The organism is Kocuria tytonis, from assembly GCF_003226895.2.
GTDB lineage: Bacteria > Actinomycetota > Actinomycetes > Actinomycetales > Micrococcaceae > Kocuria > Kocuria tytonis.
The window spans coordinates 133,299-155,003 of the sequence record NZ_PNJG02000004.1; the positions used below are offsets into that span (position 1 = coordinate 133,299).

The 21,705-nt window shown below is 72.1% G+C and carries 20 protein-coding genes; 5 read left to right on the top strand and 15 right to left on the bottom strand.

Annotation, left to right across the window (positions count from 1 at the left end; translation table 11 throughout):
- Positions 1-253: 253 nt before the first annotated feature.
- Positions 254-1,315 (bottom strand): enoyl-CoA hydratase/isomerase family protein, encoded by a 1,062-nt coding sequence (locus C1C97_RS10800; protein ID WP_233542893.1) that lies wholly within the window; start codon positions 1,313-1,315, stop codon positions 254-256.
- Between the two features lie 116 nt (positions 1,316-1,431).
- The gene (locus tag C1C97_RS10805; protein ID WP_233542894.1) at positions 1,432-2,589 is read right to left on the bottom strand and encodes a TDT family transporter; all 1,158 of its coding nucleotides are present in this window, start codon (positions 2,587-2,589) and stop codon (positions 1,432-1,434) included.
- Positions 2,590-2,660: 71 nt separating this feature from the next.
- Here C1C97_RS10805 and C1C97_RS10810 point away from each other — a divergent pair, with 71 nt between their 5' ends.
- Entirely contained in the window at positions 2,661-3,551 is an 891-nt protein-coding gene (locus C1C97_RS10810; RefSeq protein WP_121031809.1) for a LysR family transcriptional regulator, read from the top strand.
- 84 nt (positions 3,552-3,635) lie between these two features.
- Here C1C97_RS10810 and C1C97_RS10815 read toward each other — a convergent pair whose 3' ends face one another.
- The 10 genes from C1C97_RS10815 to C1C97_RS10860 form a co-directional block, all read right to left on the bottom strand.
- Positions 3,636-4,733 (bottom strand): serine hydrolase domain-containing protein, encoded by a 1,098-nt coding sequence (locus tag C1C97_RS10815; protein WP_121031811.1) that lies wholly within the window; start codon positions 4,731-4,733, stop codon positions 3,636-3,638.
- Between the two features lie 11 nt (positions 4,734-4,744).
- Positions 4,745-6,604, bottom strand: coding sequence for an ABC transporter ATP-binding protein (locus C1C97_RS10820; protein WP_233542896.1), 1,860 nt, complete (start codon positions 6,602-6,604; stop codon positions 4,745-4,747).
- Positions 6,604-7,662 (bottom strand): ABC transporter permease, encoded by a 1,059-nt coding sequence (locus tag C1C97_RS10825; RefSeq protein ID WP_233542897.1) that lies wholly within the window; start codon positions 7,660-7,662, stop codon positions 6,604-6,606. Before C1C97_RS10825 ends, C1C97_RS10820 begins: the two co-directional genes overlap by 1 nt.
- Positions 7,659-8,606: an ABC transporter permease gene (locus tag C1C97_RS10830; RefSeq protein ID WP_407657281.1), complete on the bottom strand. Its 948-nt coding sequence runs from the start codon at positions 8,604-8,606 to the stop codon at positions 7,659-7,661. Before C1C97_RS10830 ends, C1C97_RS10825 begins: the two co-directional genes overlap by 4 nt.
- A 13-nt stretch (positions 8,607-8,619) precedes the next feature.
- Positions 8,620-10,290, bottom strand: coding sequence for an ABC transporter substrate-binding protein (locus C1C97_RS10835; protein ID WP_233542898.1), 1,671 nt, complete (start codon positions 10,288-10,290; stop codon positions 8,620-8,622).
- 117 nt (positions 10,291-10,407) lie between these two features.
- On the bottom strand, positions 10,408-10,587 hold the full coding sequence (locus C1C97_RS10840) for a hypothetical protein (RefSeq protein ID WP_147406075.1): 180 nt from the start codon (positions 10,585-10,587) through the stop codon (positions 10,408-10,410).
- A gap of 267 nt (positions 10,588-10,854) precedes the next feature.
- The gene (locus tag C1C97_RS10845) at positions 10,855-11,721 is read right to left on the bottom strand and encodes a glycerophosphodiester phosphodiesterase family protein (RefSeq protein WP_121031813.1); all 867 of its coding nucleotides are present in this window, start codon (positions 11,719-11,721) and stop codon (positions 10,855-10,857) included.
- The gene (locus C1C97_RS10850; protein ID WP_121031815.1) at positions 11,714-12,580 is read right to left on the bottom strand and encodes an HAD-IIB family hydrolase; all 867 of its coding nucleotides are present in this window, start codon (positions 12,578-12,580) and stop codon (positions 11,714-11,716) included. The genes C1C97_RS10845 and C1C97_RS10850 overlap by 8 nt, the downstream gene beginning before the upstream one ends.
- Positions 12,581-12,586: 6 nt before the next feature.
- Positions 12,587-13,108: a YbhB/YbcL family Raf kinase inhibitor-like protein gene (locus tag C1C97_RS10855; protein ID WP_121031817.1), complete on the bottom strand. Its 522-nt coding sequence runs from the start codon at positions 13,106-13,108 to the stop codon at positions 12,587-12,589.
- Positions 13,109-13,190: 82 nt separating this feature from the next.
- Complete coding sequence (locus tag C1C97_RS10860; protein WP_121031819.1) at positions 13,191-14,123, bottom strand: carbohydrate kinase family protein; 933 nt, start codon at positions 14,121-14,123, stop codon at positions 13,191-13,193.
- A gap of 304 nt (positions 14,124-14,427) precedes the next feature.
- Between C1C97_RS10860 and C1C97_RS10865 the strand changes: the two genes are divergently transcribed.
- The gene (locus C1C97_RS10865) at positions 14,428-15,843 is read left to right on the top strand and encodes a glyceraldehyde-3-phosphate dehydrogenase (protein ID WP_233542899.1); all 1,416 of its coding nucleotides are present in this window, start codon (positions 14,428-14,430) and stop codon (positions 15,841-15,843) included.
- 196 nt (positions 15,844-16,039) lie between these two features.
- Here C1C97_RS10865 and C1C97_RS10870 read toward each other — a convergent pair whose 3' ends face one another.
- The 3 genes from C1C97_RS10870 to C1C97_RS10880 form a co-directional block, all read right to left on the bottom strand.
- Positions 16,040-17,410, bottom strand: a complete 1,371-nt coding sequence (locus C1C97_RS10870; RefSeq protein ID WP_121031821.1) for a M18 family aminopeptidase — start codon at positions 17,408-17,410, stop codon at positions 16,040-16,042.
- Entirely contained in the window at positions 17,394-18,545 is a 1,152-nt protein-coding gene (locus C1C97_RS10875; protein ID WP_233542900.1) for a CPBP family intramembrane glutamic endopeptidase, read from the bottom strand. Before C1C97_RS10875 ends, C1C97_RS10870 begins: the two co-directional genes overlap by 17 nt.
- A gap of 389 nt (positions 18,546-18,934) precedes the next feature.
- A complete protein-coding gene (locus tag C1C97_RS10880; protein ID WP_121031825.1) occupies positions 18,935-19,669 on the bottom strand; it encodes a glutamine amidotransferase in 735 nt (244 codons plus the stop codon).
- 170 nt (positions 19,670-19,839) lie between these two features.
- On the opposite strand from C1C97_RS10880, the gene uraD reads away from it, so the two are divergent.
- The 3 genes from uraD (at position 19,840) to pucL (ending at position 21,616) form a co-directional block, all read left to right on the top strand.
- A complete protein-coding gene (uraD, locus tag C1C97_RS10885) occupies positions 19,840-20,334 on the top strand; it encodes a 2-oxo-4-hydroxy-4-carboxy-5-ureidoimidazoline decarboxylase (protein ID WP_110919932.1) in 495 nt (164 codons plus the stop codon).
- Entirely contained in the window at positions 20,331-20,657 is a 327-nt protein-coding gene (uraH, locus tag C1C97_RS10890; RefSeq protein WP_110919931.1) for a hydroxyisourate hydrolase, read from the top strand. The genes uraD and uraH overlap by 4 nt, the downstream gene beginning before the upstream one ends.
- Positions 20,658-20,731: 74 nt before the next feature.
- Positions 20,732-21,616, top strand: coding sequence for a factor-independent urate hydroxylase (gene pucL, locus C1C97_RS10895; RefSeq protein ID WP_110919930.1), 885 nt, complete (start codon positions 20,732-20,734; stop codon positions 21,614-21,616).
- The last annotated feature ends 89 nt before the right edge of the window (positions 21,617-21,705 follow it).

Here is a 21,705-nt window from a genome sequence, read left to right on the forward strand (position 1 = left end):
ACGCCGCACGGCCGGCTCCGCGCGCAACCTCACCACGCGGGCACCGGCCCCTTCCCGGCCCAGGGCCCGGGCAGTCCGGTGGCAACGCCAACACCGCCCGGTCGAGCCCGCAGGGCCGGGAACGGGCGTGCGCCGGAAGCGACGAAGAGCCGCTGCAGCGGCATGCTCCACGCAGCACGACGCCCCGTACACGTCCTCGTGCGCGGGGCGGCGGCGTCCTCAGGGGGTCTGCGGGAGTGGGGGGTCTGCTGGGTCAGACCCGAATGGGCAGCTCGGACTTCTCCTCCGCGAGCGCCCGAATGCGGTCCTCGTCCACCTCGGCGGCGGTGGCCGGCTCCCACTGCGGGTTCTTGTCCTTGTCCACCACCATGGCGCGCACCCCCTCCATGAAGTCGTGGCCCACGGCGGTGTCCTCCGCCATGCGCAGCTCGCGCTCCAGGCAGGAGACCACGTCGTCGTCCTCGGAGCCCTTGTTCAGCAGCTCGAACACGCGGGCCAGCGAGGTGGGGCTCATGCCGTCCAGGTCCGAGCCCGCGTTCTGCACGACCTCCTCAAGGGTGTCCGCGCCGTAGGTCTTCACGATCTCGTCCCACCGGGCGGGGAACTCGGACTCCGGGGCGTCCTTCGAGTACTTCTGCACGGCGGCGTCCACACCATCGGTGATCACGGTCGCCACGAACGCGTCCACGTCCGCGGAGTCGATGAACACGTCCGCCAGGCCCAGGGCGATGGCGTCCGCTCCCGTGATCCGCACACCGCCCAGCCCGAGGTACCGGGCCACGGCGAGGGATTCGCGGCGGGCGGCGTCGTCGGCAATGGCCGCCCCGGCACCGCGGGTGACCCGCGGCAGGAAGTAGCTGGCACCCACGTCCGTGAAGAAGCCGATGGCGGTCTCCGGCATGGCCAGCTGCGTGGTTTCCGTGACGATCCGGTGCGAGCCGTGGACCGAGAGCCCCATGCCGCCGCCCATCACGATGCCGTTCATGATGGCCACGTACGGCTTGGGGTAGCGGGCGATGATCGCGTTCATGGAGTACTCGGTGCCGAACGCGTCCCGGATCTCGTCCTCGTGGCCCTCCAGTGCGGCGGTGCGGACCTCCTTGATGTCACCACCGGCGCAGAACGCCCTGGGCAGCTCGGAGCGCACGACCACCTCGGTGATGGCGGGATCGTCACGCCACATCTGCAGGGCGTTGACGAGCTGGTGGTACATGCTGCGGTTCAGCGCGTTCAGGGTCTTCTCCCGGGTGAGGGTGAGCACCCCGGTGTGGCCCTGGATCTGGGGGCGGACGAGCGATTCTTCGGTAGCCTTCATGACCCCCATGCTAGCCAGCCGGAGCGCAGGGTGTCGCAGCGGTCACACCGGGCGGGGCGGCGTCGTGGGCGCCGGAAACGAGCGGACGACGCCGCCCCGGCGGTCCGCCCGGCACGTCACCCGTGCGCCGCGACCGGTGCCCGCGACGTGCCCACGGTGTGGGCCCTGACCGCCCGCACCGTGGCCACCGCGCACAGGGCCCAGTTGAACAGCAGCACCAGGCAGACGACGTCCGAGGCGATCCCGAACGCCCGGACGCCGGTGCCACCCGCCATGCCGTGCAGCCCCAGGCACACCGTGCCCACGGGGAAGGTCAGCGCCCACCAGCCCGGGGAGAAGGGCATCCCGTTGCGGAATCCGCGCAGTGTCATGACCGTGGCCCAGGCGATCAGGGGCACCCCCAGGGTGAGCATGACGGTCCCGTAGAGGTTCGCGAGCCAGGTCAGCGTGCCCGCGTCCTCGGGGAGCACGAAGTGCTGCGCCTGCACCGCGAGCGCCTGCGCCGCCGCTGTGGACTGGCCCACCACGCCCAGCGGGATCCACGCGCTGGTGGAGGCCGCGAGCGGCAGCGGGGCCACCCGCCAGTGGTGGTGGTAGGCCACCGCGAACACCACCATGCCCAGGACCAGCGCCAGGAAGAAGCACGCCACGGCCACGATCACGAGCAGCAGCTGCGCGGGGCGGGTGGCCAGGTGGGGGACGAGTGCGGCGCCGGTGGTCGCGGAGACCATGGGCGGCACGATCGGCAGCCCCCACGTGGTGGTGGGTGCGCCCACGTCACGGCCGATCAGTCGTACGGCGAACCCGAGTGCCGTGAGGATGCCCAGCACGGTGCCCACGCTCCACAGCACGCCGTCCACCGCCCACGCGGACGACGCGAGCGAGGGCCAGTGGGCGGGCACCACCGTGGCGGTCGCCGACCCCAGGGCGAGGACGCCCATGGACACCATGCCCCACGTGGCGAGCACCGGGAGGTCCCGGATGGTCTGCGCCAGCACCGCCGGGCGTCGGGCGATCCGCGCCGCGAACGCCGCGGTCAGGCCCACGAACACGAACCAGCCGGTCACGAGCAGCACCACCGCGAGCGCCCGGGCGCCGGGCAGATCCCCGCTCAGGGTCTGCGTGAGGGTCGCCGCGATGCCCGTGCCCATGAGGGAGCCGTACCACTGCGGACCCGGCAGGGGCACCACGCCGGCGGGCTTCGCGGCGCTCGTCGGCGGGCGCTGCGCGGCGGGTGCATGGACTGCGGGAGCGGGGTGCGAGGGCTGGGTCATCACTTCAGGATGCGGCGCGTCACACTCCGGCAGTAGTCCTCGGTCCGGCATCCGGGGTATAGCCTGCGGACATGTCCCACTGGCCCGACGTCGCCGCACTCGAGATCCTCGTGGCGGTCGCGGACCACGGCAGCCTGGCCGGCGCCGCGCGCGCCGTGGGCACCGCCCAACCCAGTGCCAGCCGTTCCATGGCCCGCCTGGAACGCACGCTCGGTGTTCCCCTGCTCCACCGCTCCACCCGGGGGTCCACGCTGACCCCGGCCGGTCTGCTGGTCACGGAGTGGGCGCGGGCCGTGGTCACCGCCTCCCACCAGCTGGTCGACGGCGCCGCCCTCCTCGCGCAGGACACCTCCCGCTCCCGCTCGCTGCGGGTCTCGGCCAGTCAGACCGTGGCCGAGCACCTGCTCCCCCGGTGGCTGGCCGCCCTGCGCACGGCCCACCCGGACGCCACGGTGCAGGTCACCGTGCACAACTCCCACGAGGTGGCCCGGGACGTGCTGCACGGCTCCGCGGACCTGGGATTCATCGAGAGCCCCCGACCACCCGCGGGGTTGCACCACGCGGTGGTGGCCCGGGACGAGCTCGTGCTCGTGGCGCCCCCGCAGCACCCGTGGGGCACACGCGAGGACCCGGTGACCACGGCCGAGCTCGCGGGCACCCCGCTCATCACCCGCGAGGCCGGTTCCGGCACCCGGTTGGTGCTGGATCACGCCCTCGGCCGGCCCGTGACGTCCCTGCTGGAGATGCCCAGCAACGCGGCCGTCCGGGTCAGCGTGCAGGCGGGATCCGCTCCAGCCGTGCTGAGTCGGCTGGCCGTGGACGACGCCGTGGCCGCAGGAACCCTGGTGCAGGTGCCCACGGTGCTGAACCTGCGCCGTCGGCTGCGGGCGGTGTGGAACGGCCCCCGCACCACGCAGGGCCTCACCGCAGAACTGATCGCGCTGGCACAGCGGGAGGGCTGAGCGCCAGAGTGGTCGTCAGCCCGTGCGCACCATTTGAACGCACCCGCGCCACCACTCGGCGCGGGGATCCCGGTGGAACCGCTCTCAGCCGTCGGCCAGCGCGTCCAGCAGGTCCTTGGCCCTCCGGTCCGTGTTCTCGCCGCGCATCTCGTTGGTGTGGAACGAGAAGCCGAGGCCCGCGTCCGGCCACGCCCCGTGGAGGCAGCCACCGGCGCCGGAGTGGCCGTAGGCCCGCTCCACGGGACCGTAGGTGCGCAGCTCGTCCTGGACCTCGAAGCCCAGTCCAAAGGCCACGGGGCGGTCGTTCACGGCGTCGATCCCCCGGGACCACGTGCGGGTGAAGAGGTCCCGGGTCCGCGGCGTCACGAGCTCCCCGGAGACCAGCAGGGAGTAGAAGCGCGCCATGGCATCCGCGCCGCCGATCCCCGCTCCGGAGGCCAGGCCGCTCGCGTGGTAGGCGCGGGTGTTCGCGGGCAGCTCCTCCCGCAGCAGGGCCGTGCCGTACATGCGGTCCACGAGTGCGCGGCGTCGGGGGTCCGCCAGGAACGTGCTGATGGCGTACCCGGGGGCCCGGAACACCGGGGACACCCGGTCCTCCAGCTCCGGCAGCAGCCCCAGGTGCAGGTCCAGCCCGTGCGGCTCCGCCACGAGGTCGCGGAGCAGCTCCCCCACGCGGCGGCCCGTGACGCGCAGCACGAGTTCCTCCACGAGGTAGCCGAAGGTGACCGCGTGGTAGGCCACCCTGCTGCCCGGTTCCCACAGGGGTTGCTGTGCGGCCAGCGCCGCCGCGTGGGCGGGGACGTCCAGCATTCCCGTGGCCGGTTCGGGGTCCGTGTACACGAGGCCCACCGTGTGGTCCAGCAGCTGCGCCACTCTCACGCGCTGCTTGCCGGCCGCGGCGAACTCCGGCCAGTAAGTGGCCACGGGTGCGGTCACGTCCAGCAGACCGCGGTCCACGAGCAGCGCCACCACGGTGGCCGTGAGCCCCTTGGTCCCGGAGAACATCACGGCCAGGGTGTGCTCGTCCCACGGCCGCCCGATGCGGTCCGCGGGCGATTCCCGGCGCTCGAAGGAGCCGCCGTGCAGGCGCAGCAGCGGCCGCCCGTCCCGGTACACACAGAAGGACATCCCGCCGCACGACTCACCCAGGTGGTGCGCGAACACCTCCCGCACCCGGCGCATCACCGCAGCCCTCAGCCGGCTTCCTCCAGCGTGGGGACGTGGCGCAGCAGGGACCGGGTGTACTCGTGCCGGGGGTTGCGCAGCACACTGTCCGTGGGGCCGTAGTCCACCAGTGTGCCGCGTTCCAGCACCGCCAGCCTGTGCGAGATGTGCCGGGCCAGCGCGATGTTGTGGGTCACGAACAGCATGGCCAGCCCGCGCTCGTGCTGCAGCTCCCGCAGCAGCTCGATCACGGACGCCTGCACGGACACGTCCAGCGCGGAGGTGATCTCGTCGCACACCAGCACCGATGGCGCGTTCACGAGCGCCCGCGCCACCGCCGCACGCTGCCGCTCACCGCCCGAGAGCTCCCCGGGGCGACGGTCGATGTAGCTGCGTCCCAGCCGCACCGCGTCCAGCGCGTCCGCCACCGCGGCCCGGCGCTGCTCCCGGCTCAGGTCCCCGCTCATCTGCAGCGGCACCTGCAGCGAGTCCCCGATGCTGCGCCGCGGGTTCAGGGACGAGAACGGGGACTGGAACACGTACTGGATCCTGCGGCGCTGCTCGTTGCTGCGCCGCCGCGTGCTGGGGGCGAGCACCTCCCCGTCCAGGAGCACGTCCCCGGTGTAGCCGTCGTTCAGTCCGGCCACGCTGCGGGAGAGGGTGGTCTTCCCGGACCCGGACTCCCCGAGCAGCATGGTGGTCTGCCCGGCTTCCAGGTCCAGGTTGATGCCGTCCAGGATCACCGCGGACCCGTACGCCATGCGCAGATCCCGCAACCGCACCACGGGGGCGTCCTGCCTGCCCGTGCCGACGACGCCGCCCGCGCCCCGTTCGCGCACCGCCGCACCGTTTTCGGGGTGGCCGGTTCCGGTGGTCGCCGCGGCGTCGTCCGCCGTGCCGGCGGGAGTGCCGGATGCGGACGCGGCCATCTGACCGGGCGCGGCTCTGCCGCGGTCCCACGGCGCACGCACCGCGGCCACGGGGCTCACGGCGGGCCCGCCGCCCATGTCCCGGGCGCCCTGCATGTCCGGCACCGCGTCCAGCAGCGCCCGCGTGTAAGGGTGCTCGGGGCGGCGGAGCAGCCGTTCGGCCGGGCCGTCCTCCACGATGCGGCCGTGCAGCATCACGGCCACGTCGTTGGCCACGCGGGCCACCACGGCGAGGTCGTGGGTGATGTACAGCCCGGCGACGTCGTGCTTGGTGGTCAGCTGGTAGATGGTCTTGAGCACCAGGTCCTGGGTGGCCACGTCCAGGCCGGTGGTGGGCTCGTCCAGGATGATCACCGCGGGGCGGCACGCGAACGCCATGGCGATCCCGATGCGCTGCTGCTGCCCGCCCGAGAGCTGGTGCGGGAAGCGGCGCTGGTACTCGCGGTCGCTGGGCAGCCCCACCTCGGAGAGCACCTCCGCCACGCGGTCGTCCCGCTCGTGGGCGTTGCGGCCGAACTCGTGGGCGCGCAGCACCTCCGCGATCTGCTCCCCCACGCGCAGGGACCCGTTGAGGGACAGCGCGGGATCCTGGGGGACGTACGCGATGGTCCCGCCGCGCAGCCGTCGCATCTTCGCCTCGGGCAGCGTGAGAAGGTCCACGGCGTCACGGTGGAAGCGCGATGCCCCCTCCTGCAGCTCCACCGTGCCGCCGCGCAGCTCCAGACCCGCCCGCAGGTGGTTCATGCACGCGAGCGCCGCGGTGGTCTTGCCGGAGCCGGACTCCCCCACGAGCGCGAGAATCCGGCCCGGGCGCAGCCGGAAGCTCACGTCGTCGAGGATCAGGTCCCCGCCGGTGACCCCCAGGCTCAGGTGGGACGCCGTGATGGCGGTGTCCACCGTGGCGCGGGGAACGGCGGTGCCCCGCACCCTGTCGCGGGCCTTCTGTTCGGACCTTCTCATCACAGTTCCTTCGTCGCGTTCTGCTCGGGGGCCGGGGTCTCCCCGGGGGCGGCGCCCTGCGCGGGGGCGGCACTCAGGGCGGGGTCCGGCGACGTCGCCGTCACACCGCGCGCGGCCGTCGCAGACTTCTTCCGGGCGGACCGGGTGGAGCGCACGCGGCCCGCGGAGGCGCCGGCCACGGCGTCGGCGATCAGGTTGGTGCCCACGGTGAGCACGGCGATCGCGATGACCGGCAGGATGACACCCCACGGCTGCAGGGACAGGGCGATCCGGTTCTCGTTGATCATCAGCCCCCAGTCCGGGGTGGGCGGCTGCATGCCGAGGCCCAGGAAGGACAGAGAGGCCACGGCGCCGATCGAGTACGTCAAGCGCAGCCCCACCTCCACCATGAGCGGCCCCATGATGTTGGGCACCACGTCCCGGGAGAGGATCTTCCACTGCGGCACGGCGTACATCTGGGAGGCCAGCACGTAGTCCTCGGAGACCACGCCGGAGGTGGCCGAGCGGATCACGCGGGCCACGCGCGGGGCGTGCGTGACACCGATGACCAGCACGAGCACCCAGCCCTTGGGTCCCAGCACGGTCACGGCGAGCAGCGCGAACACGAGCTGCGGGATGGCCAGCAGCACGTCCCCGAAGCGCATGATCACGGCGTCCAGCCAGCCGCGGCGGAAGGCCGCGAACATGCCCAGCACGGCGCCGAGGCCCACGCCCAGCACCGTGGCGAGCGCGGAGTACATCAGCAGCCGCCAGCCACCCTCCAGGAACCGGGACAGCACGTCCCTCCCGAGGTTGTCGGTGCCGAACACGCCGGTCCGGAAAGGCTTGCCCGCGAACGAGTTGGAGCCGTACCCGGTCCAGGCCGGCACCACGAACGGGCCCACCACGGCCACGAGCAGCACGAGCCCGGTGAGGACGAAGCCCAGCTTGGCGGCGGGCTGGTCCAGCACCCTGCGGGCGAAGGACACGGGACGGGCGTCCCCGCGGGACTCCGAGTGGCCGAAGGACTGCTGCGCCAGCTGCCCCGTGGACGGTGTCATGGGATTCTTCAGGCTCATGAGCGGGTCTCCGTCCGCAGTTTGGGATTGGCGAGGATCCCGATCACGTCGGCGATCAGGTTCACCACCACGTAGAACGCGGCGATGAGCATGGACAGCGCCTGGACCACCTGCACGTCCCGGTTGTTCACGGCGTCCACCATGGCCTGGCCGAGCCCGGGGTAGCGGAACAGGAACTCCACCACCACGATGCCGCCGGCCAGCCACGCGAGCTGCATGGCCACCACCTGCGCCACCGGCCCGATGGCGTGCGGCAGCGCGTGCTTGAAGATCACCTGGCGCTCCGGCAGCCCCTTGAGCCGGGCCATCTCCACGTACCCGGAGTCCAGGACGTCGATCATGGTGGTGCGGGTCATGCGGATCATGTACGGCACCACCACCAGGATGAGGGTGAGCGACGGCAGGATCAGCTGCAGCGGGTAGTCCCACACCCGCATCCCCGGGGCCGCCATGGTCACGGAGGGCAGCAGCTTGAACACCGTGGTGGACAGCAGGGTGGTCAGCACCACACCGATCACGAACTCCGGCAGCGCCGCGAGCACCAGGGAGAACCCGGTGAGCGTCTGGTCCGAGGCCCGGCCGCGGCGCATTGCGGACCACGTGCCCAGCAACAGTCCCACCGGGATGGCCACCACGGCGGAGATCACCAGCAGCACCATCGAGGCGGAGAGCTTGCTCGCGAGCAGCGCGTTCACGGAGCCGCCCGTGGCCGCGGAGGTGCCGAGGTTCCCCGTGAACAACCCGCCCAGCCACGTGAGGTAGCGGGTGTACCAGGGGTCGTTGAGGTGCAGCTGCTCACGCAGCGCGGCCAGCCGCTCCGGCGTGGCCTGCTGCCCCAGGATCGCCTGGGCGGGGTCCCCGGGCAGCATGAGCGTGAACACGAAGACCAGCAGGGACACGGCCAGCAGCACGAAGACCGAGACTCCCAGGCGTTTGAGGATCATGGCGCCCACGCGATCACTTCCCTTCCGGAGCGATCCACAGGGACCGCAGTTGAAAACCGCTCACGGGCATGCCGCTGCGGTGGGTGAACGCGCCGCCCACGTAGTTCTGGTAGGCGTCCGCCTGGTCGAAGAACCCCCACGCGATGTACCCACCCTTGTCGTGCAGCAGCTGCTGGGCCCGGGCCACCAGCTCGTTGCGCTTCTTCTCGTCCAGCGTGGCGCGCGCCTTCTTGTAGAGGGCGAGGAACTCCGGATCCGCCCAGTGGGTCTCGTTGAACGGCGCCTTGGGCAGGGAGCCCATGGAGCTCTGGGGCAGGAAGCTGCGGGTGTACCAGAAGTCCTGCGCGAAGGGGTACTTCAGGTACCCGTCCCCGAAGAACGTGGTGGCGTCCACGCGGCGCAGTTTCACCCTGATGCCGGCCTCGGAGGCCTGCTCCGCGAAGACCTGCGCGGCCTCCACCGCACCGGACTGGATGGGTGCGGTGACGAGCTCCACCTCGAGCCCGTCCGGGTGCCCGGCGGCCGCGAGCAGCTTCTTGGCCTTCGCGATGTCCCGGGTGCGCTGCGGCAGCTCCGGCGTGCCCGGGTCGAAGGGCGCGTACATGTCGTTGCCCACGGTGCCGTGGCCGGAGAAGACCTGTTCCACCATCTGCTCGCGGTCCACCACCAGGCGGAAGGCCTCCCGGACCCGGGGGTCGTCGAACGGCGCGGTGTCCACACGCATGGTGAACGGCAGCCAGTTGCCGGTCTGCGACACCACCGTGTGCAGGCGCGGATCCGTGTTCACCACGTCGATCATGGCCAGTGGCAGCTGCCCCACCACGTCCACCTGGGTGGAGAGCAGCGCGTTCACCAGGGCGTCCTGGTCGTTGAAGTTCAGCAGGTGCACCTCGTCCAGGTACGGCTTCCCGTCCCAGTAGTCGGGGTTGGCCTTGAGCACCGTGAGCTGTCCCGGCTCGAACTCGCCCAGCCGGAACGCGCCGGTGCCCACGGGCTTCTTGGGGTCGTAGTCCGTGGGGACGATGCCCATGGAGTTCTGCGCCGTGGAGTCCACGAACATCGCGTCCGGCTCCGCGAGCTCGAAGCGCACGGTGTGCTCGTCCACGGCTACGGTCCGCTTCAGCAGCGCCAGCCCGGCCGCACCGGTCTTCGGGTCCTTCGGATCGGTGATGCGCTTGAACGTGGACACCACCTCCTTGGACGTGAGCGGGCGCCCGTCGTGGAAGGTCACGCCCTTGCGCAGCCGGAACACCCAGGCCCGGCCGCCGTCCTGGGACGTCGCGGACTCCGCGAGGCGGGGCACCAGCTCGTACTCGGGGCTGTAGTCGTAGAGCCGGTCGTAGAGGTTCATCACGCGCCCGCCGTCCGCGGTGCCCACGGGTGCGTTGGCGTCCAGGGTGTCGGACGCGCCGCCGCCCGTCAGCCCGATCCGCAGGATCCCGCCGCGGCGCGGCTCCCCCGTGGCCTGCGCGGTCACGGCGCCGGGCTGGGCGTTGCCGCCGCACCCGGCCAGGGCCAACGACGCCGCCGCGGCGCCCAGCCCCATGAACCCCCGCCGGGACACGGCGGCGCGCAGCGCGGCGCCGCCGGCGGTCCGGGACGGGACGCGATCCGGTGCGGCGGTCCCGGACCGGTGGGGTCCGCGTCTTTCCGGCGGCACGGTGGACGGTGGCACAGGGTTCATGGTTCCTCGCAGGCGGCGTGGTCGCGGGCATGGTCGTCGCGGGATGGCGTGCGACGGAGAACGTCATGGGGAGGCTCGGCGCCCCCGGATAGGGGCACCGGCGGGGCGTGAACCCAGCTACGGGATCTTGCTCAGGCGCGCGGCCACCACGCGGTGGCCGAGCAGGGGCGCCTGCGCGGTGAGGCGGCGGCGGTAGATCGCGGACTGCGACCGGCGGGCGCCGCCGCGGCGCGGAGGTGTCCAGGCGGCACGTGGTGAGGCGGTCTCCGGCAGGACGAGGGCAGGGCTCTGGCGCATGCCGTGCACGTGGCCTCCCTGGGCTCGTCGAACCGGGCTCGGCGGCGAGCGGGTGATTCCGAGATCACCCGTGTCCCCGATCACGTCCAAGCTACCGCGCCGGGCCGCGCAATGGGGTGAAGCGGGTGGTTCACCCGACGGCGCGTCGAGCGGGCGCCGCGCCGACGGGCACGCGCGGGGGCCGTCCCGGGACGAGGGTGCGGCCGCGCACCTCGCAAGGAGACTCCGTTCCCGAGACGGGACGGCGCACCCGGCGGGGCGAACGGGTCAGCGCTGGTCGTCGGGCGGCCACTGCTCGCGGGCCACGAGGACGTCCCGGAGCAGGTCCGCGCGGTCCGTGATCAGCCCGGCCACACCCATGTCCAGGAGGCGGTGCATGTCCGCGGGGTCGTTGACGGTCCACACCTGCACGGCCAGGCCCGCCCGGCGGGCGAGGTCCAGGAACCGCGGGGACACCACGCGCACGGTGACCTTCCGACCCAGGGGCAGCTCCACGGTGTGCTGCTCGGGCAGCTGGAGGGTGTCGAACGGCGCTACCACACGGGACCACGCCACCCGGTGCGCTCGCCACAGGGCCGGGGCGATCCTCGGGGACACCCGGTCGGTCAGCGGCGCCACCGCGGACACCGCCAGGAACCCTGCGGTGCCCAGCATCCCGGCGGAGGTCCTGACCCGGCGGCCCGTGAGGCGGGAGATCCGCGCGAGCGCGCGGCGGCGTCGTGATTCGGAGAAGGAGGTGACGCGCACCCGGTCCACGGCGTCCTCCCGGGCGAGCACCTCGGGCAGGGCGACCACGGAGGCCTCGTCCTTGACGTCGATGTTCAGGCACGCCTCCGGCAGCTCACGGAGCAGCTCCTCGAGGGTGGGGATGCCGTGGGCGCCGCCGATGCGCAGCTCGCGCAGCTGCTGCCACGTGAGGTCGTTGACGTTGCCGGCCGTGCCCGTGACCCGCTCGAGGGTGGGATCGTGGAACGCCACCACCACGCCGTCCTTCGTGGTGTGCACGTCCGTCTCGAGCCACACGAAGCCCAGTTCGGCGGCGGCCCGGAAGGCGGCCATGGTGTTCTCGTGGCCGTCCGGGGAGAACCCCCGGTGCGCCAGTGCCGCGGGGTGCTTGCGGGGTGTCTCAGGCATGGTCGGCTTCCCGGGAGGGTGCGCGGTGCTCGTGGTCGAGGTAGTGCTCGATCACCTGGGCCACGCCGTCCTCGGCGAAGGCCGGTGCGGTGCGCTCCACGGCGGCCACGACCCCCGGGTGACCGTCCGCCATGGCGTAGCCGCGTCCGGCCCACGTGAGCATCTCGAGGTCGTTGGGCATGTCCCCGAAGGCCATGACCTCGTCGCGTGAGATGCCCAGACCCGCGGCGAAGCGCTCCAGGGTCCGGGCCTTGGTCAGGCCGCGCTGGCCCATCTCCACGAGCGGCGCGGCGGCCACCGAGTGGGTGACCGCGAGCCGCCCGGCCACCACGTCGCGGACGCGCTCGAAGTAGTGCTCCGGATCCGCGCCGTCGAGCTTGGCCAGCAGCTTCACCACCTCGGTGCCGGGTTCGAGGGACTCCGTCACGGGTGCCTCCACGATGTCCCGCAGCTCCATGCGGTCCGTGCGGGACCACCCGTGGTCGGTGTGCACGCGGTCCAGGGTCTCCGCGGCGAACAGCGAGTCCGGGAAGGCGCGGCGCACGTCCTCGATCACGGGCAGCGCCTCGTTCACCTCGAACACGCTCGCGCCCAGGACCTCCTCCGTGCCGGGGTCGTAGATCACCGCGCCGTTGGAGCAGATCACCACGCCCACGTCCTCGAGCTGCTCGTGCAGCGGGTCCAGCCAGCGCTTGGGGCGCCCCGTCACGAACACCACCTGGATCCCGGCGTCCCGGGCGGCGGCGATCGCCGCGAGCGTCCGGGGCCGGAACCGGAAGTCGTGGCCGATGACCGTCCCGTCCAGGTCACTGGCGATCAGGCGCACGGGACGGCCCTCGGCGCGCAGGTGTTCGGGCACCGCCGGCTACTTCACTTCGTAGACGGGCGTGAGGAACGCGCGCCCCAGGGCGTGCGAGAACACGGTGAAGTTCACCACCGCGGGACTCGAGCTCTCGTCCACCTCGAGCTCGGGCACGTCCACCGCGGTCACGCAGAGGATGTAGCGGTGCGGGCCGTGGCCCTCGGGCGGGGCCGCACCCAGGTACTCGTCCGTGCCGCCGTCGTTGCGGTGCTGCACGGCTCCCTCCGGCGGGTTCGACGCCGCCCCGGTGGCCAGTTCCGTGACGTCCGCCGGGATGTTGGACAGGCACCAGTGCCAGAACCCGCTGGGGGTGGGGGCGTCCGGGTCGAACATGGTGACCACGTAGGACTGCGTGCCTTCCGGGGCACCGCTCCACGACAGCTGCGGGGAGACGTCCTCTCCCCCGGCCCCCATGATCCCGGAGAGCTGCGGGGTCTTCATGGTCTCGCCCTCGGCCACGTCCGTGGACGTGAGCGTGAAGGTGGGCAGTTCGGGCAGGTCGGCGTAGGGATGACGGTCGTACATGGCGGTGGTCCTTTCGTCGTGACGGATGGGCGCAGCACCCCGGGCGGCCGCAGCAGCAGCGGTCACCGGGGCGGAGCGGGTGTCAGCCGGTGGTGGGGAGATCGTCGCGCGTGGGCAGCTGCGCGCCGGGGCGGGAGACGGTGACTCCCGCCGCCGCCGCGGCGTGGCGCAGCAGGTCGGTGACCTCGCCCGCGGAGAGCTGCTCGAGGGACGACGCCGCGGAGGCCCCCAGGATCTCACGGTCCGCGAGCCCCGAGAGCAGTGCCGCCATGAAGGAGTCCCCGGCTCCCACGGTGTCCGCCACGGTGACCTTCGCGGCGGGGACGGACACGCCGTCCTCCCCGGTGCCGCGGCTCACCGCCCACGGGCCCATGGCGCCGCGCGTGACCACCACGAGCCGCGCGCCGGCGGCCAGCCAGGCCCGGGCGGAGTCCTCGACGCCGCGGTGCGGGTAGAGCCACAGCAGGTCCTCGTCCGAGGCCTTGACCACGTGGGACAGGGCCACGATCTGCTCGGCCCGGGCGCGGGCGTCGGAGGAGTCCGGGATGATCGAGGGGCGGCAGTTGGGGTCGTAGGAGATCAGCGCGTGCCGGTGCGCGCGCTCCAGGGCCTGGCGCACCACGGAGGCACCCGGTTCGAGCATGGCGCCGATCGAGCCCACGTGCAGCAGCTCGGTGTCCGTCAGCAGCTCGTCGATCCGGCCCGGGGAGACGTCCAGGGACCAGTCCAGCTGGAAGTCGTAGCTGGCCGCACCGTCCTCGTCCAGGGTGGCCTGGGCCACGGAGGTGGGGCGGGTGTCCGCCTCGAACGGGAGCCGCACCCCGTTCTCCCGCAGGTGGGAGACCACCTGGTGGCCGTACTCGTCCTGGCCGTAGCGGCCCAGGAACTGGACCTCCTGCCCCAGCCGGGCCAGGCCCACGGCCACGTTCATGGGGCTGCCGCCCACGTGCGCCCGGGGTTCCGCGCCGCTGCGGGACACCACGTCCACGAGGGCCTCACCGATCACCGTCAACATGGCTCCACGGTAGCAAAGGGGCCGTCGTGCTCCGGCGGACGACGCCGCCCGGGCGCCCGTCGTCGGGCGGGGCACCGTGGCCGCGGGCCGGCGGCCCACCCGGGCACGGGGCGGCGAGCACGGCCGGGCCCGGCGGCGTCGTCATCCTGCGCCAATGCGCGGGGCGGTGCGCGCGGCCACGTAAACTCGGGTCCTGACGAGCAGCGCCGCTCACGGGGCGCGCCACCACCGCTGGTCCGCGCACCGTCGCGCGACTCCAACACGGCCCGCACGAGGACGTCCGGGCCGAGGAAGAAGGATGCTCATGAGCGCCACCTGGTCAGAACGAGAAGCCCTCGCCGAGCAGCTGGTCCCCCTGGTGGGGCAGCTGCACCGCAACAACAAGGTGGTCACCACCGTCTTCGGGCGTTCCCTGGTGCACAAGTCCGTCACGGACATCATCAAGGTCCACCGCTTCGCCCGCCGCATCATGGGCCAGGAGATGCCCCTGGACAAGACCGTGGAGATCGTCACGGCCCTGGGCCGGCTGAACCTGGGCGTGTGCAACGTGGACGTGGCCAAGCTCTACCAGGGCTTCACCGAGTCCGGCGCCACGGATCTGGACTCCTACCTGCGCGAGGCGCTGGCCCCCGCGGTGGACCAGCACGGCAGCAACGACGCCGAGACCCGCGACGTGGTGCTCTACGGCTTCGGCCGCATCGGCCGCCTGCTGGCACGCATCCTGCTCAACCGCAACGACGGCACCGGGCTCAACCTGCGCGCCGTGGTGGTGCGCAAGAAGCCCGGCAACGACCTCGTCAAGCGCGCGTCCCTGCTGCGCCGCGACTCCGTGCACGGCTCCTTCGACGGCACCATCACCGTGGATGAAGAGCGCAACGTGATCACCGCCAACGGCGTGCCCATCCAGTTCATCTACGCCAACTCCCCCGCGGAGGTCGACTACACCGAGTACGGCATCGACAACGCCCTGGTGGTGGACAACACCGGCGTGTGGCGGGACGAGGAGGGCCTCTCCCAGCACCTGCGGTCCAAGGGCGTGGGCAAGGTGCTGCTCACCGCCCCCGGCAAGGGCGAGATGAAGAACATCGTGTGCGGCGTGAACGACCAGGACATCACCCCGGAGGACACCATCATCTCCGCGGCGTCCTGCACCACCAACGCCATCACCCCCGTGATCAAGGTGCTCAACGACGAGTACGGGATCGTCCAGGGCCACGTGGAGACGGTGCACTCCTACACCAACGACCAGAACCTGATCGACAACTGGCACAAGGGCGACCGCCGCGGCCGCTCCGCCGCCCTGAACATGGTGATCACGGAGACCGGCGCCGCCAAGGCCGTGGCCAAGGCCCTGCCCGTGATGAAGGGCAAGCTCACCGGCAACGCCATCCGCGTGCCCACCCCGGACGTCTCCATGGCGATCCTCAACCTGCAGCTGGAGAACGCCCCGGAGTCCGCGGAGCAGGTGAACATGTTCCTCAAGGACATCTCGCTGAACTCCGCCATGCGCAAGCAGATCGACTACGTGGACTCCCCGGACGTGGTCTCCACGGACCTCGTGGGCTCGCGCCGCGCCGGCGTGGTGGACGGGCTCGCGACCATCGTGAACAACAACTCGCTGGTGCTCTACGTCTGGTACGACAACGAGTTCGGCTACTCCTGCCAGGTGGTGCGCGTGATGGCCCGGATGGCGGACATCTCCATGCTGCAGCTGCCGTAGCCGGTTCCGCACGCCCGGGCGCCCCGCGCCCCTGCTGACGACGCCGCCCGGTGGCCTGCTGCGCGAAGGTCACCGGGCGGCGTCGTGCGTGGGAGGGGTGCGTACACGCCTCTGCCCGCGTGCGGCGGCGCGGGCGGAGCGGCGTGCGCACGGCCTCGTGGGCCGAGCGTCGCGTGTGCGGCGGGGCGGGCGGGGCTCAGCCGCGCCAGAAGCCCCCGATGGCACGGTGCAGCGCGAACAGGTCCGCGGTGTGCACGAGCTCGCGCGCCGAGTGCATGGACAGCAGGCCCACGCCCACGTCCAGGGTGCGGATGCCCAGCCGGGTGGCCGTGATGGGCCCGATGGTGGAGCCGCACGGCACCGCGTTGTTGGACACGAACTCCTGGTAGGACACACCCGCGGTCTCGCACGCGCGGGCCCAGACCGCGGCGCCCACGGCATCGGTGGTGTAGCGCTGCTGCGCATTGATCTTCAGCAGCGGACCGCGCCCGGGTTCGGGGGTGTTCACGGGGTCGTGGTGGCCCTGGTAGTTGGGGTGCACCAGGTGCCCGGCGTCCGAGGAGAGGCACACCGACTCCGCGAGCGCACGCCGGTGCTCGTCCGTGGAGTCCCCGCGGGCCGCCCCGATGCGCACGAGCACGTCCTCCAGGAACGGCCCGGCGGCACCCGAGCGGGTGGCGGAGCCCACTTCCTCGTGGTCGAAGGCCGCGAGCACACTGACCTGCTGCGCCGCTTCGAGCTCCTCCGCGTGCCCGGTCATGGCCCGCAGCCCGGTGAACACCGAGGTGAGGTTGTCCAGCCGGCCGCTGGCCAGCAGGTTCTGCTGGGCACCGATGAGCTCGGGGGCCTGGGTGTCCGCCACGACGACGTCGTAGCCGAGGACGTCCGCGGGGTCCACGGGCTCGTCCGTGGGCACGGCGGCGGCGAGCACGGCCAGGACGTCCGCGTCCTGCGCCTCCCCCACGCCCCACACCGGCTGCGTGTGGCGCTGCCGGTCCAGGGTGAGGCCGTCGTTGGCGGAGCGGTCCAGGTGGATGGCCAGCTGCGGGATGCGCGCCACCGGGCCGGTGCTGGTGAGCACCCGGCGGGGGGAGCCGTCCGCGCCGCGCACCACGAGCTGCCCCGCGAACCGCAGATCCCGGTCCAGCCACGAGTTCAGCAGCGCGCCGCCGTAGACCTCTACGCCCGCCTGCCACCAGCGGTGCGTCACCGTGGTGGGCCGGGGCTTGAGCTTGAAGCCCGGGGAGTCCGTGTGGGCGCCCAGGACGCGGTAGCCCGTGCCCGGCGCGGAACCGGCCGGGAGCACCCAGGCGATCAGGGCGCCGTCGCGCACCGTGTAGTACCGCCCGGCGGACATGGCATCCCACGGCTCGGACTCGCTCAGCCGCGAGAAGCCCGCGGCGTCGAGCGCGGCGGCCGCGGCGGCAACCGCGTGGTACGAGCTGGGGGACGCCGTCACGAACTCCCCGAGCTCGCGGGCGAACGCGGCGTGGGCGGGGGCGTCCCCGGGGGCGGCTGCGCGTGCCGGGTCGGAGCCGCCGGCGGTCGTGTCAGTGATGTGCGTCATGTCGCTCAGTGTAGGTGGGCGTGGAGGCCACCGCGGGGGCGGGCTCGGCGGCGGGTCGGGTGTCCAGGACACCCACGTAGCGCCCCTGGCCGTCGCGCACCACGTACGGGCCGTACTGCGGCGGCAGGCTCAGGTAGCTCTGCGTGGCGGGGTCGAACGGGTAGACGGCCATCCCGGAGCGGTCCGCGGCCATGGCGGCTGGGCGCAGGGCCGGGGCGGGCAGGCGCGGCGGTGCCGGTGGCGGGGGCAGGACCACGGTGCGGGTCACCGCCACGGCCGGGCGACGGCGCACGAACCAGAACACCAGCGCGACGTAGAGCCCGTTGAGGATCACCTCGGAGATCAGGTCCGTGGGGGCGCCGCCGGTCTCGTTCATGTCCACCAGTCCCACCATGGCCAGCAGCGAGATGCTCATGTTGTTCACGGCATGCAGGGCGATCCCGGCCTCCAGACCACCGGTGCGCCACGTGACGATGCCCATGGACACCGCCATGATGCCCACCGAGAGCAGCCCCCACACGTCGTAGAGGTGCCCGAACACGAACAGCGGCACGGGCAGCAGGATGGCCCACGCGGGGTGCTTGAGCCAGCGGCCCACCGTCTGCGCGAGGTAGCCGCGGAACACCACTTCCTCCGCGGTGCACTGCAGCGGCACCACCAGCAGCAGCGAGGCCATGAGCCACCAGAAGCCCGGAACCGGCTGGACGGGCGTGGGGGTGCCGCCCGCCGCGAGGTCCAGCCCGATCCCCACGGCGTTGACCACCACGTAGACCGCGGCGGCCACCAGGAAGCACGTGAGCAGCCACCGCCACCGGATGCGCCCGGCCACGGAGAAGATCAGTCCCAGGGGTCGCGGCCCCAGCACCATCCGGGCGAGCAGCGCACAGGGGAGCATGAGCGCCACCGATGCGAACGAGAGGAAGAAGACCGCCGGGTCCATCTGGTCCAGGGCGGTGAAGTCCCCGGTGAGGGTCCCGGGGACCGCGAACGCCATGACGATCCCGAAGAGGATGGTCGTCACGACGATCAGGGCCAGGAGGATGAGTCCCTCCACGAGCGGCATCCACCAGCGGTGGTTCGGGTCCGTGAGCGCCAGCCGGTGGTAGAAGTAGCTCTTCGTGCGGGGTGCGTTCACGGCCGGCGACCCCGCGAGGCCGTTCGGCGCCGCCAGGGGTGGGCTCAGCACCGTCCCGGGCCCGTTCCCGGCCCCTGCGGGTGTGCGCGGTGGTTCCGGGACGGCGGGGGGCGCTGGGCGGGACCACGGTGCGCTGGGGTGACTCATGTCCCCCACCGTATCGGCCGCACGACGCATTGCGCTCACGTGTGCAGTGGGATCGCCGCGGGCCCGGGGCGCGAAGCCCGTGAGCCGCATCCGCGCGGGCGGGCGGCCAAGGCGGAGCCCACCCGGCAGCGCCTGTTCCCATGAGCCGCGTCCGCGCGGGCGGGCGCGGTCAGGCGTCGGCGAGCGCGGGTGTGCCAGCAGCGCGCCCGCTCGGGCCGGCCGGCGCCCCGGTGCACGGGCCGTCAGCGCGCGTAGCGCTCCACGAAGGCGCGCAGGAGCTTGGGCGCCTGGTCCACCACGGGCCCGTCCGTGATGCGCTCGATCACGGTGTCCAGCTCGTCCGGGCGGAAGTACCCCAGGTCCTTGTACACCCGGATCCGGCTCACCAGGCCGGCCACGTCCAGCTCGGGGTGGAACTGGGTGGCGTAGAGGTTGTTCTTGATCCGGTACATCTGCACCTGGCACACGGACCCCTCGGCCAGCAGCACGGCGTTGGGCGGCAGCACGCGGGTGCCCTCCTTGTGTCCCACGTACGCGCTGAACTCCCGGGGGAAGTCCGCGAGCAGCGGGTCCGCCACGCCCTCGTCCGTGAGCGTCACGGTGATGGGTCCCACCTCTTCGTGGCGCGTGCGGTCCACCACCGCGCCCTGGTGGATCCCGAGCGTTCCCACGCCGTAGCAGGCCCCCAGGAACGGGAAGTCGCGGGCCACGACCTCGTCCAGCAGCGCGCTGATCCAGGTCTCGGCCCTGCGCTGCACCGAGGACTTCTCCTCCGGGGGATCGGAGGAGTTGAACGGTGAACCGCCCACGATGATCCCGCTGTAGTCGTCCAGGTCCAGCTCCGGGAACCGGCCCTGCTCCAGGCGGATGCGCTCGAGCTGCGACTGGGCGAGACCCCCGAAACGCGCCACGGCCTCGAATTCCTCGTCGGCGAGGACATCGTCGCCGCGAGTGGCCAGGAGCACGAAGGGTTTCATGCCTTCATGCTAGTCACGCCCCGGCCACGTCCCGGACACCCGCCCGTCACCCGAAGGGGTGACACCCCGTTCTTGACGCACGCCCCTGTGATCCAGTTCACTGGCTATGAGTGGAATGGGAATTCCACATCACGAAAACCAGCAGTGCCGGCGGCGGGAGGAGTCCACGCGTGGATCTCACCGAGTTCAACACCCTCGATCCCGGGACGGCGGTCTCCGTCCTGCGCCCCGCCCTGGACGTCCCCCGCTGGATCGACGACGTCGTGGCACACCGCCCGTACGCCTCCGTCCCCGCCGCGCTGGAGACCGCGCGCGCCGCGGCCCACCCGTTCACGGACGAGGAGGTGCAGCGTGCGCTGTCGCACCACCCGATGATCGGGCAGCGCGCGCAGGGGGACTCCGCCGAGGCGAGCCTCTCGCGCGGTGAGCAGGCCGCGCTCGGTGCCGGCGACGACGTCGTCCGCGCCGAGCTCGCGCGGGCGAACCTGGACTACCAGGAGAAGTTCGGCCACGTGTTCCTGATCCGCGCGGCCGGACGCAGCCTGCCGGAGATCCTCTCCGAGGCGCGCCGCCGCACGTCCAACCCACCCGAGGATGAGCGCCGCGAAGTGGCCGAGCAGCTGCGGGAGATCGCCGTCCTGCGACTCGAAGGGATGCTCTCATGAGCTTCGTCTCCGCCCACGTCCTCGACTCCGTGCACGGCTGCCCCGCCCGCGGGGTCGACGTCACCCTCCTCACCGGTGACGGCCATGAGCTCGCCACCGCCACCACCGACGAGGACGGCCGGGTCGGCGACCTCGGCCCCGAGACCCTGGAATCCGGCCACTACCGGATCGTGTTCGCGACCGAGGCGTACTTCGCCGGCCGCGAGCTGGAGACGTTCTACCCGTTCGTCTCCGTGGACTTCACGGTGCGCCAGGAGCAGGGCCACTACCACGTGCCCCTGTTGCTGAGCCCGTTCGCGTACTCCACGTACCGCGGCAGCTGAGCCAGGAGCCGACCCGCCGGTCGACGGCCGCCGCGCCACCACCCCACCGAATCCCTGCGAAGGAGCAGACGATCATGACCGAAGTAGTCCTCGGGAAGAACCAGTACGGCAAGGCGGAGAACCACGTGGTGCGCATCCACCGCGACACCGACCGCCACGTGATCCGCGACCTCGTGGTCACGTCCCAGCTGCGGGGTGACTTCGACGCCGTGCACACCCGGGGCGACAACGGCCACTGCGTGCCCACGGACACCCAGAAGAACACCGTGTTCGCGTTCGTGCAGAAGTACGGGGTGAACTCCCCGGAGGAGCTGCTGCTCAAGCTCTCGGAGCACTTCACGTCCGAGTTCGAGTGGGTCACCGGCGGCCGTTGGGCCGCGGACGAGCACGCGTGGGACCGCATCAACGACAACGACCACTGCTTCGTGCAGAACAAGCAGGAGGTCCGCACCGCCGTGCTCGTCACGGGCGGCGGGAAGAGCACGGTGATCTCCGGCTTCCGGGACCTCACGGTGCTGAAGTCCACCGAGTCCGGGTTCCAGGGCTACCCCAAGGACCGGTACACCACCCTGCCGGAGACCACGGACCGGATCATGTCCACGGACGTGGCCACCCGCTGGCGCTACAACACCACGGACGTGGACTACGACGCCGTCTACGCGGACGTGAAGAAGATCATCCTGGACAAGTTCACGGACCACTACTCCCGCGCCCTGCAGGAGACCCTGTACCTCATGGGCAAGGCCGTGATCGAGACCCACCCGGAGATCGACGAGATCAAGTTCTCGTGCCCCAACAAGCACCACTTCGTGTACGACCTCGCGTTCTGCGACATGGCGAACGACAACGAGACCCACTACGCGGCGGACCGCCCCTTCGGCCTGATCGAGGCCACCGTGCAGCGCAAGGACGCCCAGTCGGACGAGAACGCCTGGATGGGCATCACCGGCTTCTGCTGAGCCGCAGCACCCACCACCGATCCGGGTGACCGGCCCCCGCTGCACGAGTTCCCACGGCGGGGGCCGCGCTCGCGCACTCCCAGGAAGGC

Bases quoted from the DNA above. Each gene is read 5' to 3' on its own strand.
- C1C97_RS10815 (WP_121031811.1), bottom strand. From the start codon at position 4,733: ATGCGCCGGGTGCGGGAGGTGTTCGCGCACCACCTGGGTGAGTCGTGC.
- C1C97_RS10855 (WP_121031817.1), bottom strand. From the start codon at position 13,108: ATGTACGACCGTCATCCCTACGCCGACCTGCCCGAACTGCCCACCTTC.
- C1C97_RS10820 (WP_233542896.1), bottom strand. From the start codon at position 6,604: ATGAGAAGGTCCGAACAGAAGGCCCGCGACAGGGTGCGGGGCACCGCC.
- C1C97_RS10835 (WP_233542898.1), bottom strand. From the start codon at position 10,290: ATGAACCCTGTGCCACCGTCCACCGTGCCGCCGGAAAGACGCGGACCC.
- C1C97_RS10830 (WP_407657281.1), bottom strand. From the start codon at position 8,606: ATGATCCTCAAACGCCTGGGAGTCTCGGTCTTCGTGCTGCTGGCCGTG.
- C1C97_RS10845 (WP_121031813.1), bottom strand. From the start codon at position 11,721: ATGCCTGAGACACCCCGCAAGCACCCCGCGGCACTGGCGCACCGGGGG.
- pucL (WP_110919930.1), top strand. From the start codon at position 20,732: ATGACCGAAGTAGTCCTCGGGAAGAACCAGTACGGCAAGGCGGAGAAC.
- C1C97_RS10860 (WP_121031819.1), bottom strand. From the start codon at position 14,123: ATGTTGACGGTGATCGGTGAGGCCCTCGTGGACGTGGTGTCCCGCAGC.
- C1C97_RS10880 (WP_121031825.1), bottom strand. From the start codon at position 19,669: ATGAAACCCTTCGTGCTCCTGGCCACTCGCGGCGACGATGTCCTCGCC.
- C1C97_RS10870 (WP_121031821.1), bottom strand. From the start codon at position 17,410: ATGACGCACATCACTGACACGACCGCCGGCGGCTCCGACCCGGCACGC.
- C1C97_RS10805 (WP_233542894.1), bottom strand. From the start codon at position 2,589: ATGACCCAGCCCTCGCACCCCGCTCCCGCAGTCCATGCACCCGCCGCG.
- C1C97_RS10825 (WP_233542897.1), bottom strand. From the start codon at position 7,662: ATGAGCCTGAAGAATCCCATGACACCGTCCACGGGGCAGCTGGCGCAG.
- C1C97_RS10810 (WP_121031809.1), top strand. From the start codon at position 2,661: ATGTCCCACTGGCCCGACGTCGCCGCACTCGAGATCCTCGTGGCGGTC.
- C1C97_RS10840 (WP_147406075.1), bottom strand. From the start codon at position 10,587: ATGCGCCAGAGCCCTGCCCTCGTCCTGCCGGAGACCGCCTCACCACGT.
- C1C97_RS10800 (WP_233542893.1), bottom strand. From the start codon at position 1,315: ATGAAGGCTACCGAAGAATCGCTCGTCCGCCCCCAGATCCAGGGCCAC.
- C1C97_RS10865 (WP_233542899.1), top strand. From the start codon at position 14,428: ATGAGCGCCACCTGGTCAGAACGAGAAGCCCTCGCCGAGCAGCTGGTC.
- uraH (WP_110919931.1), top strand. From the start codon at position 20,331: ATGAGCTTCGTCTCCGCCCACGTCCTCGACTCCGTGCACGGCTGCCCC.